Annotated in this window: 12 protein-coding genes and 1 pseudogene; 7 read left to right on the forward strand and 6 right to left on the reverse strand. The window is 45.0% G+C overall.

Annotation, left to right across the window (positions count from 1 at the left end; all coding sequences use genetic code 11):
* The first annotated feature begins 58 nt into the window (after positions 1 to 58).
* The 6 genes and pseudogenes from gltB (at position 59) to LOZ91_RS04370 (ending at position 8,811) form a co-directional block, all read left to right on the forward strand.
* Positions 59 to 4,534, forward strand: coding sequence for a glutamate synthase large subunit (gltB, locus tag LOZ91_RS04345; protein WP_244782716.1), 4,476 nt, complete (start codon positions 59 to 61; stop codon positions 4,532 to 4,534).
* 73 nt (positions 4,535 to 4,607) lie between these two features.
* Positions 4,608 to 6,029 (forward strand): FAD-dependent oxidoreductase, encoded by a 1,422-nt coding sequence (locus LOZ91_RS04350; protein ID WP_244782717.1) that lies wholly within the window; start codon positions 4,608 to 4,610, stop codon positions 6,027 to 6,029.
* 183 nt (positions 6,030 to 6,212) lie between these two features.
* Positions 6,213 to 6,803, forward strand: coding sequence for a LemA family protein (locus LOZ91_RS04355; RefSeq protein WP_244782718.1), 591 nt, complete (start codon positions 6,213 to 6,215; stop codon positions 6,801 to 6,803).
* 30 nt (positions 6,804 to 6,833) lie between these two features.
* Positions 6,834 to 7,883 carry a TPM domain-containing protein gene (locus LOZ91_RS04360; RefSeq protein WP_244782719.1) on the forward strand — a complete coding sequence of 350 codons (1,050 nt, stop codon included), beginning with the start codon at positions 6,834 to 6,836 and terminating at the stop codon, positions 7,881 to 7,883.
* Positions 7,877 to 8,437: a TPM domain-containing protein gene (locus tag LOZ91_RS04365; RefSeq protein ID WP_244782720.1), complete on the forward strand. Its 561-nt coding sequence runs from the start codon at positions 7,877 to 7,879 to the stop codon at positions 8,435 to 8,437. The genes LOZ91_RS04360 and LOZ91_RS04365 overlap by 7 nt, the downstream gene beginning before the upstream one ends.
* Before the next feature lie 16 nt (positions 8,438 to 8,453).
* Positions 8,454 to 8,811, forward strand: a pseudogene (locus tag LOZ91_RS04370) (hypothetical protein).
* A gap of 27 nt (positions 8,812 to 8,838) precedes the next feature.
* Here LOZ91_RS04370 and LOZ91_RS04375 read toward each other — a convergent pair.
* Positions 8,839 to 9,291 carry a pilin gene (locus LOZ91_RS04375; RefSeq protein WP_244782721.1) on the reverse strand — a complete coding sequence of 151 codons (453 nt, stop codon included), beginning with the start codon at positions 9,289 to 9,291 and terminating at the stop codon, positions 8,839 to 8,841.
* Between the two features lie 298 nt (positions 9,292 to 9,589).
* Between LOZ91_RS04375 and LOZ91_RS04380 the strand changes: the two genes are divergently transcribed.
* Positions 9,590 to 11,227: an O-antigen ligase family protein gene (locus tag LOZ91_RS04380; protein WP_244782722.1), complete on the forward strand. Its 1,638-nt coding sequence runs from the start codon at positions 9,590 to 9,592 to the stop codon at positions 11,225 to 11,227.
* A gap of 48 nt (positions 11,228 to 11,275) precedes the next feature.
* Here LOZ91_RS04380 and bfr read toward each other — a convergent pair whose 3' ends face one another.
* The 5 genes from bfr to rpoZ form a co-directional block, all read right to left on the reverse strand.
* Positions 11,276 to 11,740, reverse strand: a complete 465-nt coding sequence (gene bfr / locus LOZ91_RS04385) for a bacterioferritin (protein ID WP_004896252.1) — start codon at positions 11,738 to 11,740, stop codon at positions 11,276 to 11,278.
* Positions 11,741 to 11,963: 223 nt separating this feature from the next.
* On the reverse strand, positions 11,964 to 12,158 hold the full coding sequence (locus LOZ91_RS04390; protein ID WP_004732422.1) for a bacterioferritin-associated ferredoxin: 195 nt from the start codon (positions 12,156 to 12,158) through the stop codon (positions 11,964 to 11,966).
* 218 nt (positions 12,159 to 12,376) lie between these two features.
* Positions 12,377 to 12,760 carry a RidA family protein gene (locus LOZ91_RS04395; RefSeq protein WP_005263848.1) on the reverse strand — a complete coding sequence of 128 codons (384 nt, stop codon included), beginning with the start codon at positions 12,758 to 12,760 and terminating at the stop codon, positions 12,377 to 12,379.
* Positions 12,761 to 12,835: 75 nt separating this feature from the next.
* On the reverse strand, positions 12,836 to 14,941 hold the full coding sequence (locus LOZ91_RS04400) for an HD domain-containing protein (RefSeq protein ID WP_159516313.1): 2,106 nt from the start codon (positions 14,939 to 14,941) through the stop codon (positions 12,836 to 12,838).
* Positions 14,942 to 15,155: 214 nt separating this feature from the next.
* Entirely contained in the window at positions 15,156 to 15,437 is a 282-nt protein-coding gene (rpoZ, locus tag LOZ91_RS04405) for a DNA-directed RNA polymerase subunit omega (protein ID WP_004650579.1), read from the reverse strand.
* Between the last annotated feature and the right edge of the window lie 43 nt (positions 15,438 to 15,480).

Genomic DNA, 15,480 nt, shown 5'->3' on the forward strand with positions numbered 1-15,480 from the left:
GAATTTAGATTGTTTAACAGCCTATTGAGGCTTCGTGAAAGAAGGGTACGCTATGCACATGCCATCGCCTAATAATGTAGCTCCCGCTCAAGGTTTATACCAACCGGATGAGTTTAAAGATAACTGTGGTTTCGGTTTAATCGCCCATATGCAGGGTGATGCAAGCCATGATCTCGTCAAGACCGCGATTCATAGTCTGAGTTGTATGACCCACCGTGGTGGTATTGCCGCGGATGGTAAGACTGGGGATGGTTGTGGCCTGCTGTTGGCGATGCCGAAGAAATTCTTCCGTGAAGAAGCAAAGCGCTTAAGTGATACGACTTTAAGTGAAGTCTTTGCTGTGGGTTCGGTATTCCTGAATCTTGATCCTGCCCTTGCTGCACATGCCAAACAGGTTTTAAACAAAGAAATTGAAGCTGAAGGTTTAATCGTTCTGGCTTGGCGTCTGATTCCAACCAATGTCAATGCTTTGGGTGAAATTGCCTTGCAATCGATGCCGGCATTTGAGCAGATTATTGTCAATTGCCCGATGGGTGTGACTGAAGTTGAATTTAACCGCAAATTATTCCTGGCGCGTCGTCGTGCAGAACAGTTGCTGGTAAATGACACTTCATTCTATGTCACCACCTTATGTTCAACAGTCATCAGCTATAAAGGCCTGATGATGCCGGAAGCGATTGCCGATTTTTATACCGATCTGGCGGATCCGCGTCTGGAATCGCATATTGTAGTGTTCCACCAACGTTTCTCGACCAATACTTTGCCACGCTGGCCGTTGGCGCAGCCGTTCCGTTATCTGGCGCACAATGGTGAAATCAATACCATTACTGCGAACCGTAACTGGGCCATGGCGCGGGTACCAAAATTTGAAAATCCGTTATTGCCTGGCTTAACTGAACTGAATCCGATTGTAAACCGTACCGGTTCAGACTCTTCAAGTCTGGACAATATGCTGGAAATTCTGGTCGGTGGCGGTATGGATCTGTTCCGTGCCCTACGTATGCTGGTGCCGCCGGCCTGGCAGAACGTGGAAACGCTAGATGCTGACTTGCGTGCATTCTATGAGTTTAACTCGAAACATATGGAAGCCTGGGATGGTCCGGCAGGTCTGGTAATTCAGGATGGCCGTCATGCCATCTGTATGCTGGATCGTAACGGTCTGCGTCCGGCACGTTGGGTGATTACCAAAAATGGTTATATCACGCTGGCGTCGGAAATTGGGGTCTGGGGTTATCAACCTGAAGATGTGATTTCTAAAGGTCGTGTCGGCCCAGGTCAAATGCTGGTCATCGATACGCAAACCGGCAAGGTACTGGATACGCAAGATGTGAATCATCATCTAAAACGTATGCGTCCATACCGTGAATGGTTACGTGAAAATTCTGTACGTTTGCAAGGTAGCCCCGAGCTGGAAGAATATTTATGTGATCAAGGCTTAAAAGGCGATGGCCTGAAAGCGGCCCAAAAAATGTTCATGGTGACCTTTGAAGAACGTGACCAGTTATTGCGTCCAATCGCGGAAAGTGGTCAGGAGGCGGTGGGATCGATGGGTGATGATACGCCCATGGCTGTATTGTCACGTCAGGTTCGCCATGTTTCGGATTATTTCCGTCAGCAGTTTGCGCAGGTGACCAACCCGCCGATCGATCCGTTACGTGAATCGATCGTGATGTCACTGGAAACCTGTTTAGGCCGTGAACAGAACGTGTTTGAACAGGGGCCTGAACATGCTGACCGTCTGATTATTTCCAGTCCGGTTCTTTCAAACTCGAAAATGCATCAAATTCGTACCTTGGGGCGTAAAGGTTACGAAATTGCTGACATTGACCTGAACTATACTGAAACTGAAGGTTTACAAGCCGCAATTCTGCGTATTTGCATCGAGGCTGCACAAGCGATTCGTGATGGCAAAACTCTACTGGTACTTTCAGACAAGAAAATCCGTGAAGGCCACTTGCCAGCCAATGCCTTTATGGTGACCGGTGCGGTGCATCATTACTTGATTAATACCGGTTTGCGTACCGATGCCAACCTGATTGTTGAAACCGGTTTTGCCCGTGATCCACATCAGTTCGCAGTGCTTCTCGGCTTTGGCGCAACCGCGATTTATCCATATCTGGCTTATGACGTGATCAATGATCTGGTCGCCAAAGGCGAGCTCTTGGGTGATCCAATCTATGCACAAAACAATTTCCGTAAAGGCATTGAGAAAGGCTTACTCAAAGTTCTATCGAAAATGGGAATTTCGACGGTAGCCTCGTATCGCGGTGGCCAGTTATTTGAAGCAGTCGGTCTGTCTAATGAAGTGGTTGATACATGCTTCATTGGTGTGCCGAGTCGTATTCAGGGTGCGACCTTTGTTGACCTTGAAAATGACCAGAAACAGTTGGCCGATCTTGCCTGGAAAAACCGTAAACCCATTGATCAGGGTGGTTTGCTGAAGTTTGTCTTTGGTAAGGAATATCATGCCTTTAATCCGGATGTGATTAACTCGCTGCATAAAGCAGTACGTTCAGGTAACTATACTGATTTCAAAGAATATGCCGAACTGGTGAATAACCGTCCGATTGCCACCATTCGTGACCTGTTCAAACTGAAAACTGATAATTCGATTCCTGTTGAACAAGTGGAATCGGTAGAAGAGATCCTGCCACGTTTTGACTCTGCGGGTATGTCTTTGGGTGCATTGTCGCCTGAAGCACATGAAGCAATTGCGATTGCCATGAACACGATTGGCGGTCGCTCGAATTCAGGCGAGGGCGGTGAAGATCCAGCGCGTTACGGCACCATCCGTAACTCGAAAATCAAACAGATTGCATCGGGCCGATTTGGTGTGACGCCTGCGTATTTAACATCGGCAGAAGTCCTGCAAATTAAAGTCGCGCAAGGTGCAAAACCAGGTGAAGGTGGTCAGTTGCCGGGTGGTAAAGTGAATGGTCTGATTGCCCGTTTACGTTACTCTGTACCGGGTGTCACGCTTATTTCGCCACCTCCGCATCATGACATCTATTCAATCGAAGATTTATCACAGTTGATCTTTGATTTAAAACAGGTTAACCCACAGGCGATGGTGTCCGTTAAGCTGGTTTCTGAACCGGGTGTCGGTACGATTGCGGCAGGTGTAGCAAAAGCCTATGCCGATTTCATTACCATTTCAGGTTATGACGGTGGTACAGCGGCTTCGCCACTTTCTTCAATTCATCATGCAGGTTCACCGTGGGAGCTGGGTCTTTCTGAGGCGCATCAGGCTCTTCGTGTCAACGACCTGCGTGGAAAGGTTCGCGTACAAACCGATGGCGGTTTAAAAACCGGTCTGGATGTGGTCAAAGCCGCAATTCTGGGTGCAGAAAGCTTTGGTTTTGGTTCAACGCCAATGATTGCACTCGGTTGTAAATACCTGCGTATCTGCCACTTGAATAACTGTGCAACCGGTGTGGCAACCCAGCAAGACCATTTGCGTCAAGAGCATTATATTGGCGAGCCACAAATGCTGATCAACTTCTTCACCTTTATTGCTGAAGAAACCCGTGAATGGCTGGCTGCACTTGGTGTATCAAGCCTGAAAGATCTGATTGGCCGTACCGACTTGCTGGAAGTGTTGCCAGGTGAAACTGCCAAACATGCTCATCTGGATTTGAGCAAATTACTGGAATCACATCCTGCGGCACAAGGCAAAGCTCAGTACTGCGAAGTACAGGGCAATGCGCCATTTGACAAAGGTATTCTGGCAGAGCAAATGGTGGCAGAAATCCTGCCTGCGATTGAAGCCGGAACTGGCGGTGAGTATCACTTCTCGATTGGTAACTGTGACCGTTCGATTGGTGCGCGTTTATCTGGTGAAATTGCCCGCCGTTATGGCAACCTGAGCATGGAAAACTATCCGGTGAAAGTGAACCTGAACGGTACAGCAGGTCAGTCTCTTGGTGTCTGGAATGCCGGTGGTCTGCACATCAGTCTTGAAGGTGATGCCAACGACTATGTCGGTAAAGGTATGGCCGGTGGTCGCATCTCGATCTTCCCGCCAAAAGGTTCGCCTTTCCAGACCCAAAATACCGCAATTATTGGTAACACCTGTTTGTACGGTGCCACTGGCGGTAAGTTATATGCTGCCGGTACGGCAGGCGAGCGTTTCGCAGTGCGTAACTCGGGTGCATTTGCTGTCATCGAAGGTGCCGGCGATCACTGCTGTGAATATATGACCGGTGGGATCGTGACCGTACTGGGTAAAGTTGGACATAACTTCGGTGCGGGTATGACCGGTGGTTTTGCTTATGTACTTGATCTGGATAATGACTTCGTTGATCATTATAACCACGAACTGATTGAGCTGAATCGTATTTCCACCGAAGCGATGGAAGAGCACAAAGCCTTCCTGGGCCGTATCCTGGATGAACATATTAAAGAAACCGGTAGTGCTTGGGCGTACAAGATCCGCCACGAGTTTGATTTCTACAGCCGCAAGTTCTGGTTGGTAAAGCCGAAAGCAGCCAACTTGCAAACGCTGTTAAAAACAACTCAAGCTGATCCACAATAATTCCACGACGAACAGATATAAAGCCAGATGTAAGGCAACTGTGAACCCCTTACATCTAGCCACGGAGAGAGACATGGCAGAACGCCTGAGTAATGACTTTCAATTTCTGGATGTCGCACGCCAAGATCCAGAGAAAAAAGAGCTTGATGTCCGCAAAGCAGAATTTGTGGAAATTTATAAACCGTTTACTGCGGAAATCGCTGCCAATCAGACCCATCGTTGTCTCGGTTGTGGTAACCCGTATTGTGAATGGAAATGTCCGGTACATAACTACATTCCGAACTGGTTGAAACTGGTGGCTGAAGGACGTTTGTTTCAGGCAGCGGAACTGTGCCACCAGACCAATACCTTGCCGGAAGTCTGTGGCCGTGTTTGTCCGCAAGACCGTTTATGTGAAGGGGCCTGTACCCTGAACGACGGTTTCGGTGCAGTCACCATTGGCAATGCTGAAAAATATATCAATGATACCGCCTTTGCTTTGGGCTGGCGTCCAGACATGTCCAATGTAAAGTGGACCAATAAAAAAGTCGCGATTATTGGTGCAGGTCCTGCCGGACTTGGCTGTGCGGATATTTTGGTTCGTGCCGGCGTAAAACCCGTCGTGTTTGACAAACGTCCGGAAATTGGTGGCCTTTTAACATTTGGTATTCCAGAATTTAAAATGGAAAAAGATGTGATGAAACGCCGCCGTGAAATTTTCACCGGTATGGGCGTCGAATTCCGTCTCAATACTGAAATTGGCACCGATGTCACGATTGACCAGTTACTTGCCGATTATGATGCGGTATTCATGGGCATGGGAACCTATACCTATATGAAAGGTGGTTTTGCCGGCGAAGACCTGGATGGTGTTGTTGATGCACTGGATTTCCTGATTGCCAATGTCAACCGTACCCAAGGCTGGGAAAAAGATCCGGCTGAATACATCAGCGTACAAGGCAAAAAAGTCATTGTGCTGGGCGGTGGTGATACAGCGATGGATTGTAACCGGACTTCGATTCGTCAAGGTGCTGAGACAGTAACTTGTGCTTATCGTCGTGATGAGGAAAACATGCCGGGTTCACGCCGTGAAGTACAAAATGCACGTGAAGAAGGGGTGGAATTTCAATTCAACCGTCAGCCAATCGAGATTGTTGGTGAAAATGGCAAAGTGACTGGCGTGAAATTTATTACTACTCAGCTAGGTGAGCCAGATAGCCGTGGTCGCCGTAGTCCAGAGCCGATTCCGGGTTCAGAAGAAATTCTTCCGGCGGATGCAGTCCTGCTTGCTTTCGGTTTCCGTACTAGTCCAGCAGATTGGTTCACCGATGTAGAAATTAATCTGGATGGTTCGGGGCGTGTTATTGCTGCTGAACAGCAGCAATACAAATTCCAGACTTCAAATCCAAAAATCTTTGCCGGTGGTGACATGGTACGCGGTTCTGACTTGGTGGTTACTGCGATCTGGGAAGGCCGTCAGGCTGCAGAAGGAATTCTGGATTATCTGGATATCTAATCGTTAGCCATCAACGCATATCATTCAAGAAAACCCGCTTCGGCGGGTTTTTTATTTTTGAGTCTGATTCAACGGAAAGACAGTCCATTAAAAAATATTATAAAAAGTAACAAAACTTTAGAAAATACTGTTTAAAATCAAATTAATTAAATAAATATCAATAAATAATTGAGGATAAACATCATGCGTCTATTAAAACAATCTTTAATAACCCTGATGCTGGCCAGTACTTTGACCCTCACAGGATGTGGCTATAACACTTTGCAGGTGAAAGATGAAGCGGTCACCGCATCATGGTCTGAAGTGCAAAACCAGTATCAGCGCCGTGCCGATCTGGTGCCGAATCTGGTCAATGTAGTCAAAGGCTATGCCGCGCATGAAGAGCAGGTCTTAACTGAAGTGACTCAAGCACGTGCCAATGTTGCCGGTTTAAAAGTGGATCGTGAAGTACTGGAAGATCCTGCATTATTCCAGCGTTATCAGGAAGCGCAGTCGCAAATGACCAGTGCTTTGTCGCGTTTATTGGCGGTGACTGAGAATTATCCAGACCTGAAAGCCAATCAGCAGTTCCGTGATTTACAGGTACAGCTCGAAGGTACTGAAAATAGAATCGCTGTGGCACGTAACCGTTATATCACTACGGTTCAGGACTTTAACTCTTATGCGCGTCAATTCCCGCAAGTGATGACCGCCAAAGTAATTGGTATGGATACCAAACCAAACTTTAGTGCCGAGCAAAGTGCCCAAAAAGCTCCAACGGTTTCCTTTGAATAATGACTGACTTGTAAATAAGCGAGAAATCAGATGTCTGAGATGCTGCTGAAATACTGTGCCGGGTTGCTCCTCATGTTGGCCATGGGGATGGTAGTGCCTGTATCAGCAGAAACCGCCACAGCTACGGATACTGAAGAAGTCATTGTGGCGCGCGAAATATTGCAAAAGCCGGCTGTGAGTAATTCTCAAACAGCCCAAACGGATACTGAAGTAACACCAGCCCAGCAGCCACAAATTGCCAATGATATGGCTGAAGGCCAGATTCAGCGTGATTTACCCAGTCTGAATGAACCGGTGATTGATCAGGCCAATTTACTTAGTCCAGCTGAAAAACAGGTGATTAGTCAACGCATTTTAAACTTGCATAATGCCGGTAAAGGCCAGGTTGGTGTCGTGATTGTTCCAACCACGGGACAGGAAGACATTTTTGATTATTCCATGCGGATAGCCGACGCCTGGCAGCTCGGTTCGGCCAAACGGGATAATGGTTTGTTGATGACCATTGCCATCAATGATCGCCGTATTCAAATTTTGACCGGTTATGGCTTGGAAGGGGTGCTACCCGATATAGTGGCGGGCCGTATTATTCATGACAAAATTACGCCATTTTTTAAGCAAGGCCAGTATGCGCAAGGCATTGATTCCGGACTAACCGAAATTGAACGAATTTTAAATTTAGATCCTGAAATTGCAGCACAGGCCGCGGATGAAATCAAAGAGCGTCAGGAACAGGCTTATCAGGCACAAAAAGCCAGCAAGGCGACGTTCAGTAGTGTGCTGTTTATTATTGTCGCAGGTGTCATAGGTTCCATGATTTTCGGCAGAAAACTGAGCGCTGCGACTGCCGCAGTTGCAGGGACTGCTGCAGGATTGGTGAATGGCATGGGGCTGCTTGCAAGTTTGATGATTGGCGCAGGTATTTTCTTTTTATTGATAACTTCTATAGCCCAGCTGATATTACATGCCTTCTTGGCCGGTGGTGGTCGAGGCGGCGGTAGTGGCCGTGGTGGTTTTGGGGGCGGCGGCTTCGGTGGAGGCGGTGGCGGTTTTGGTGGGGGAGGAGCATCAGGCTCATGGTAACAACTACAGATACAACAGAGATTGTCACACAGCCGAAGCTGGAAGAGTATGCACGGCCGAGTTTTAAACGCTGGCTCAAGCATTTCTTTTATATGCCGGCAACCAAGCGTTTTTTCTCCAAGCAGGATCAACATGCGATTGCACTAGCTGTTGAAGAAGCAGAGCATGGTCATGTCGGAGAAATTCAAGTCGTAATCGAGGGATGCTTATCTACACGATCAGCCTATTATCAAGATACGCTCTGCCGTGCCCGACAGCTTTTTGCTGAACTTGGGGTTTGGGATACTGAATATAATAGTGGGGTATTGCTATATTTAAACTTGTGTGAGCATAAGGTTGAAATTGTGATTGATCGAGGAATCAAACAGGCGACAACTCAACAAGTCTGGGATCAGATTTGCCAAAATATCATTCAGCAATTAAAGCAAAAGAAATTTAAAGAAGGTGTAATTGAAGGCGTAAAAGAGATTGGACACGTGTTAGATCAATATTATGATCGTAAAACAGATGATTTAGAAAATGAATTAGGGAACAAACCGATTATTCTGGGGTGATTTTTTAACAAATTGAGTGTATTTTATTGAATATTATGCTGCCTTAGAGCGTTTAAAAGCCAACAAGTCCACTATCCTATCAAAAAGGCTCGACGATTAATAACGACACCGTGGCACTTGAAGCTGGGCAGAAGCGTGGTTCGATTAAAAAGAGCCGTTATGCTGCATTAATTGAGGTAATTAAGTTGGCTGCGCTAGAAGCAGGACAAAATGTTCTTTCACTTGAACAATAGATTGAATAAGCTAAAATTAAGACCAAACCTGTAAAAAGTGCTTATGAGCAGCTCAAGGGAAATTATGAAAAACTGCTGGAAAAGTGTAATTCGTTATTATTAGAAAATTTTGAGCTTAAACAAAAAACGCATCTAATTTAGATACGTTTTTTATGTTAAAACACACTTTTACAGGGCAACAATAGCACCAGCTGCTGGAGTGGCTTTTGTGCATCCTTTAGGTAAGTATTTAACATCTACTGTTGAAGTACAGGTCCAAGTACCATCTGCGACTCTATTTAAGGCTAAAATTCCGCCAGAAATAGATGGTGTGCCAGCTAATGTACACGTAATAGCAGAAGCTGCTGCTCCAGTGCTAGAGACAGCTGTTGCACCGTAAGCAGAGCAACGAGTACTTGAAGTAGCAGCAAAACCAATCTGACCAAGTCCAGCAATGGCTGTACCTTCATTTACTTGGGCTTCATACCCAGTTTTAACTCCTGCAATTTCGGCTAGACCTGCTGATACTTGAGATTTAGCAATGTAAGTTTGATAAGCAGGAATCGCAATTGCAGCTAAAATACCAATAATAGCGACAACTATCATCAGCTCGATCAATGTAAAGCCTTTTTGAGCGTTCATAACATTCTCCACAAATGTTTTGTTAATTTATTTATAAGCTTTGTAAGCTAATTTATAGTTTGCACAAAGTGTGCCAAAGTATATTACTAAATAATTTCTCATTAAATCAATAGATTGTTTAATAGTTTAAAAATCTAAAAAATATATAAGTAAATTTATGTAACTAAGTGACAATAAATGTCAGTTCCTGCTCACTATATGCTTAATCAGAATTGAAAATTTTATAAAGTAAGATCTAATTACCTTAAATCTGCTTTTTTGTTTATCATGTGCCAAACTTCTACGGCCTGATGTTTCCATGAAATTCACGCTTGCCCTTATCGCAGCAATCCTGATCTCCCTCGCGTGGCTCATGCCCATTCATTATCGGCCGTGGGTGACCTATACCGGTGAGCTGTACGCTTTTTTTGCACTATTTGCATTAGCCGCAATTTGCTTAAAAGAAAAAATAAAATTGCCTGTAGTAAGTTTGCCATTATTACTACTCGCCTGTGTACCCCTTGTACATTTGTTGGCAGGGCAGGTGTTTTTCTTTAGCATCGCCATGATGGGCTTTATTTTCGTGTTTAGTTTTTGGCTGGCCAGTGTACTGGGTTATAACTTTTCAATAGGAAACTATAGCCGGGAAGAAACCTTTATTAATCTGAGCTATGTGTTTCTGGCTTCAGGTACCGCCACAGGCATTATCGCAATTTGCCAATGGACAAATCTGGATGCAATATTGCCAGGTATGGTGAATATTAGCGGCAACCAGCGACCTTATGCCAACTTTGCTCAACCGAATAATATGGCGACTTTCTTGGTCATGGCCTTGATGAGCTGCCTCTACCTGTATGAAAAGAAAAAAATCCAGAGCAAATGGCTATTTGCCTGCGCTGTTGTGATTGTTATGGGAGTGGCTTTAAGTCAGTCACGTACCGCGTGGGTGGCTGCGATTGCGATCATACTGTATCTGGCGTTCTATCAATATAAAGGTATTATTCGCCTGAAATGGTACTACAGCACAGCTTGGTTGATCTTCTTTATTGCCTGTATCGTGGCGTTTCCATTACTCAGTCAGCTCGCTGCACAGGCGATGGATGCGGATGTGGTGCAAAGTCGGGATGTGGTGTCGCGTGCCACCGGTGATATGTCACGCCTCGCAATCTGGGAGCAGATGCTGGCAGCCATTCAGGCGCAACCATGGTTTGGCTATGGTTGGTATCAAACTAGTGTGGCTTTTGTCTCGATTAGCGATACCATGCAAGGCCCAGTCTGGATTCGTAGCGCGCATAATTTTATTCTGGACTTTTTACTCTGGAATGGACTGCTCATCGGTCTGCCATTTCTGGCCTATTTGGGTTATTGGGGTTATCAGCTACAACGCTGGGTCAATACCCCAGAATCTGTCATCGGGATCTTGATGATTGGAGCATTTGTCACGCATGCCATGTTTGAGTTTCCACAGCATTATGCCTATTTCCTGTTGCCAGTCGGTTTTATTCTGGGCACGGTATTGGCGCAAAATCTAAAAATTAAAATAATAGTTATGCCATCAATCGGCATGAAATTCATTTTTGTTGTTGGGTTACTTTTATTAATTTTGATTTATCGCGATTATGATGTTGCTGTGCCAAAACTTGGACAAAGTATTCGCTATGAAATGCAGCCTGAAAACATCACCAATCAAAAGCCGATCTATCTGCTGACCGAGTTTAATCACCGCATTGACTGGATTCGAGTCAATCCTTATCGCAAAATGAGCGAAGATGAAATTCATCAATATGAAAAGTTGGTGGTGAGTTATCCAACCAAATACAACTTCTTAAAATATATTCGTTTATTGGCTTACAATGGCTATGTAGATGAAGCACAGCATCAACTTCAGCGTTTAAATACGATTCAGAAAACTGAACTCAGCTATGCAGAAGTGACTCGGGATATGCCGCGCCAATAAGTACAAAAAAAGCCAGAAAATGCTGGCTTTTTTATTGTGAATCGAATCTTAGAGCTGACTTTGAATATAGTTTTCGATACCCACACTTTCAATCAGATCGATTTGCGTGGTCGTCCAGTCCAGATAATTTTCTTCTTTTTCCAGAATTTCCTGTACCAGATCACGGGTCACATAATCCATTTCAGTTTCAGCCAGTGCAACAGCTTTCTGAATGGTCTCAATGTTTTCTTTAACTTTACGTACATCACAATGCAGCACTTCTTGAGTATGCTGGCCGATATACAGTTTGCCCAGATGTTGCAGATTTGGCAGACCTTCTAAAAATAAAATCCGTTCAATAATTTTATCGGCATGCTTCATCTGCACGATCGATTCTTTATATTCTGCCGAGCCCAGTTTCTCAATGCCCCAGTCATTAAACATGCGTGAATGCAGGAAATACTGGTTAATTGCAGTTAGGTGGTGATACAACACCTGATTGAGCTGATTAATCACATCACGATTGCCTTTCATCACATAACTCCATTTGAACCTGTTTTATCTTTCTAAGAAAGCACTCTAAGGATGATAGTAAAGCAAGTCAGGGGGCAATGGCGAGTAATTTATAGAACAGCAAATGAAAATCGCAATCAAATCGATCCAGGCTTAGATCAACGGCAATAAAAACCCGCCAGAGTCAGAGGCGGGGGAGGAGGAATGATCTGAGATCATTGATTTATGATTATCTTTATTCGGTTTAGGCGGCCACAGCCAAACGGGCCGCAATTTGTGAAACTTCATCACTGATGATCATACGGGCTTCTGGCGCACAGCGGCCACAGCAGGTTCCCAAGTCCAATATATCGCGCACATCACGATACGTTTCAGCGCCATTTGCAATAGCATCTTTAATGTCTTGATCTGTAATGCCACGGCATAAACAAACGTACATAGGACACAACCACAGTGTTTAAATAAGATAAGTAATATTATTGATAATTGTTATCGTTTGTCAATAAAAATCATTTGAAATAGCTTTTATTGTGATTGGTGATTTAGATAAAAAAATATCACTCAAGCAAAAATCCGATTATTGCTCGGGTTTTTGCTTGAGTGATTCATGATTGCAAACGAAATATAGAAGTTTAGGTATTAAATAAATTTTAAAAATTATTGCTGAATGATAACAACGCCATCCATCTCGACCAGAGCATCTTTTGGCAGGCTGGCAACACCGAGTGCTGCACGTGCTGGATAAGGCTGGGCAAAATATTCACCCATAATCTGGTTCACCAGCTGGAAGTGCGATAAATCAGTCAGATAAATATTCAGTTTGGCGATGTCTGCCAGAGAGCCACCGGCCGCTTCGCAGACGGCTTTTAAATTATCGAATACACGGCGAATCTGTGCTTCAATGCCTTCAACCAGTTCCATGCTGTATGGATCTAAACCTATTTGACCAGATAGATACAGGGTATCGCCCACAAGAATGGCTTGCGAATAGGTGCCAATGGCAGCAGGGGCATTTTCAGTATGGATCACTTGGCGGGACATTAATTTCTCCTTTTATCATCAACATACATCATATTCGATCAATCCAGCCGACAACAGCATTATCATTTTAAATGATTAACTCGCTTTAGATGCTTCGCTCAGAATGACGGGCCGGGTCAGACGGGTAATTCTTGGAAAACCGAAATACATACGCAGGTCCCGAATGATCTGGGCAATCTGTTTGCGGTTATGCACCACGATATTAACATAGGTCTGCTCATCCTGGGTGCGCACCATCTCTACCCCTGAATGTGCTTTACGACATTGATAAATCAGGTCAGAAATCTGCTCATCATCCATGGCCAGATCAATGCTGAGATAGGCGCTAAAGCTGATATCGTCCAGATCATCGGCAGTCCACTGCAATGGCATGATATTTTCAGGGTGCTGATGCTGTTCATGCAGCAGGTTATGACAGCGTGAACGGTGCACAATCAGGCCACGACGAGTCAAATGACCTTGAATCGGATCGCCCAGCACCGGATTACAGCAATGTGCATATTTGACATCCACACCTTCAGTGCCCTGAATCAGGCGCCCTGAGCTGGCAATGTTTTGATGCTGATCTTGGGCGAATAAATGATTGGCCACCAGTTGCGGCAATAAGTCACCGACTGCAATCTGCTCAAACAGCTGCTCTTGAGTCGCAATATGGCGCCATTCCAGCAGGTTTTTCCAGTCCGCTTCGGTCAGATCCCGGATCGAACGATGAAACAGTTTTAGGGCACGATTCAGTGCTTGCTGACCGACCAGACGCTGTTCGTCCAGATCCTGATCGCGCAAGATATTCTGAATGGCTCGGCGGGCTTTCTGGGTGTTAATAAAACTGAGCCAGTCCGGGTTGGGGGTTGCCAGGACATCGGTAATGATTTCGACCACCTGGCCGCTGACTAGCGGGGTAGAGAGCGGTTTGGTCTCATTGTTAATTTTCGCCCCGATGGCATGGTTACCGAGAAACAGGCTGGCCGCATAAGCAAAATCAACCGCTGTTGCACCTTGTGGCAATTCGTGTAAATGCCCATGCGGGGTATACACCCAGATTTTTTCCTGATGCAGATAATCCAGTAATTCACTAAAGGTGGTTTTGGCACATTCACCATCGACCAACACGTTTAGATTTTGCATCGAGGCCTGAATTGCAGAACGACAGGCTTGCGGGGCATTTTCACCCAGTACCACACCAAAACGTGCGGCTTTACGCATCAGTTCGGTTTGAATGGTGAGCGATAACGTGGTTTTTTCACCTTTTAAACGCATCATCAAGGACTGGTTGCCACCGGGTAATGGACGGCGAATATGATCTTCATAGCTTTGAATTTTAAAGCTTTGAGTCAGAATTTCTGCCAGACGGTCACAATCTGCAATGCTTTGTAAAATAATTTCAAAGGCATGGCTATGGGTCAGCTCTTGCAGGTCAATATCATTTTTAACAAAATGGCGTAACAGCTCAATATTGTTATTTTTCTTTTTGATTCGACCTTCAATTTTATAGTCTTCTAAGAGGTCATTCAGCTTTTGTTCCCAGATCGCCTGATATTCACAACGTTTTGGCTTGGTTTCTAATAGCGCTGCCTGAACGTTGTTATACATGTCCAGATCAAGATTCTGATAACACAGGTGTTCCAGGTTGTCGGCCATTTCATTCATGCCGACAATACGTGCCATCGGCACAAAAATTTCAAAGGTTTCGCGGGCGATACGCGCACGTTTGTCCGGGCGCAGCGCCTCCAAAGTGGTCATGTTGTGATAGCGGTCGGCCAGTTTCACAATAATGACACGTGGATCCTGTAAGGTGGCTTGCAGGATTTTCCGGAATGACGCGGCTTTATTATATTCTTTATCGCTGGAATGGCTGAGTTTAGTCACGCCATCGACCAGCTCGGCCACGGTAAAACCAAAGGTCTCGCTGATATCATCTTTATTGAAGTCGGTATCTTCAATCACATCATGCAATAAAGCAGCCATCAGGGTTTCAGTGTCCAGACGCATATGCGCCAAGATACAGCTCACCGCAATCGGATGCAGGATATAGGGTTCGCCACTTTTACGCACAATACCGTCATGCGCGATATCTGCATAATCACAGGCCGCAAGCACACGTTCGACATCACGTTCATTTAAATACGCGTCGATCATCATCTCTAACTGTTGCTTGGCTTGACTGACCTGTGGGCCTGGCATAAAACACCTTTAAAACTGAGTTTCTTACAAATAAAACCATGAAAGCTTTGATTAAATATGAATTGTAGCGCTTGCCAAATTTTTACTTTAACAAATAGAAAGCGGATTCAAGTTCGATAGCTAACCCTTATGTTATAACCGTTCTGGCATAAATATAAAAGTCACATAACAAAAAAAGCCTAGTTTAAAACTAGGCTTTTTTTGTGACGATCTCTTATTGGAAAGAAAAACCGTCTAAGTTTAGATTATTTGCAGAAAGTGCAAGGTCCAGACTTGATGTTTGATAGTCCTGATCACGTTGTTTCAAAATATCTTTGGATACATGACCTGCAGCGATTTCACGTAAAGCAACAACAGTCGGTTTGTCATTGTCCCATTCTACAGTTGGTTCAATACCTTGACGTGCCAATTGACGCGCGCGCTTGCTTGCCACTAGTACAAGCTCAAAGCGGTTGTCTACATGGTCTAAACAATCTTCAACGGTGACGCGTGCCATAAGAATTCTCGTTTGAATAATAAATTTTAACAGACTGCACAGT

It is taken from the genome of Acinetobacter sp. F-1, from assembly GCF_022869025.1.
GTDB lineage: Bacteria > Pseudomonadota > Gammaproteobacteria > Pseudomonadales > Moraxellaceae > Acinetobacter > Acinetobacter pseudolwoffii.

What these genes read in the sequence shown, in the direction of transcription:
- LOZ91_RS04365 (WP_244782720.1), top strand. Translation starts at nt 7,877, where the DNA reads ATGGTAACAACTACAGATACAACAGAGATTGTCACACAGCCGAAGCTG.
- LOZ91_RS04360 (WP_244782719.1), top strand. Translation starts at nt 6,834, where the DNA reads ATGTCTGAGATGCTGCTGAAATACTGTGCCGGGTTGCTCCTCATGTTG.
- LOZ91_RS04395 (WP_005263848.1), bottom strand. Translation starts at nt 12,760, where the DNA reads ATGTCCCGCCAAGTGATCCATACTGAAAATGCCCCTGCTGCCATTGGC.
- LOZ91_RS04375 (WP_244782721.1), bottom strand. Translation starts at nt 9,291, where the DNA reads ATGAACGCTCAAAAAGGCTTTACATTGATCGAGCTGATGATAGTTGTC.
- LOZ91_RS04390 (WP_004732422.1), bottom strand. Translation starts at nt 12,158, where the DNA reads ATGTACGTTTGTTTATGCCGTGGCATTACAGATCAAGACATTAAAGAT.
- LOZ91_RS04380 (WP_244782722.1), top strand. Translation starts at nt 9,590, where the DNA reads ATGAAATTCACGCTTGCCCTTATCGCAGCAATCCTGATCTCCCTCGCG.
- LOZ91_RS04350 (WP_244782717.1), top strand. Translation starts at nt 4,608, where the DNA reads ATGGCAGAACGCCTGAGTAATGACTTTCAATTTCTGGATGTCGCACGC.
- LOZ91_RS04355 (WP_244782718.1), top strand. Translation starts at nt 6,213, where the DNA reads ATGCGTCTATTAAAACAATCTTTAATAACCCTGATGCTGGCCAGTACT.
- bfr (WP_004896252.1), bottom strand. Translation starts at nt 11,740, where the DNA reads ATGAAAGGCAATCGTGATGTGATTAATCAGCTCAATCAGGTGTTGTAT.
- rpoZ (WP_004650579.1), bottom strand. Translation starts at nt 15,437, where the DNA reads ATGGCACGCGTCACCGTTGAAGATTGTTTAGACCATGTAGACAACCGC.
- gltB (WP_244782716.1), top strand. Translation starts at nt 59, where the DNA reads ATGCCATCGCCTAATAATGTAGCTCCCGCTCAAGGTTTATACCAACCG.
- LOZ91_RS04400 (WP_159516313.1), bottom strand. Translation starts at nt 14,941, where the DNA reads ATGCCAGGCCCACAGGTCAGTCAAGCCAAGCAACAGTTAGAGATGATG.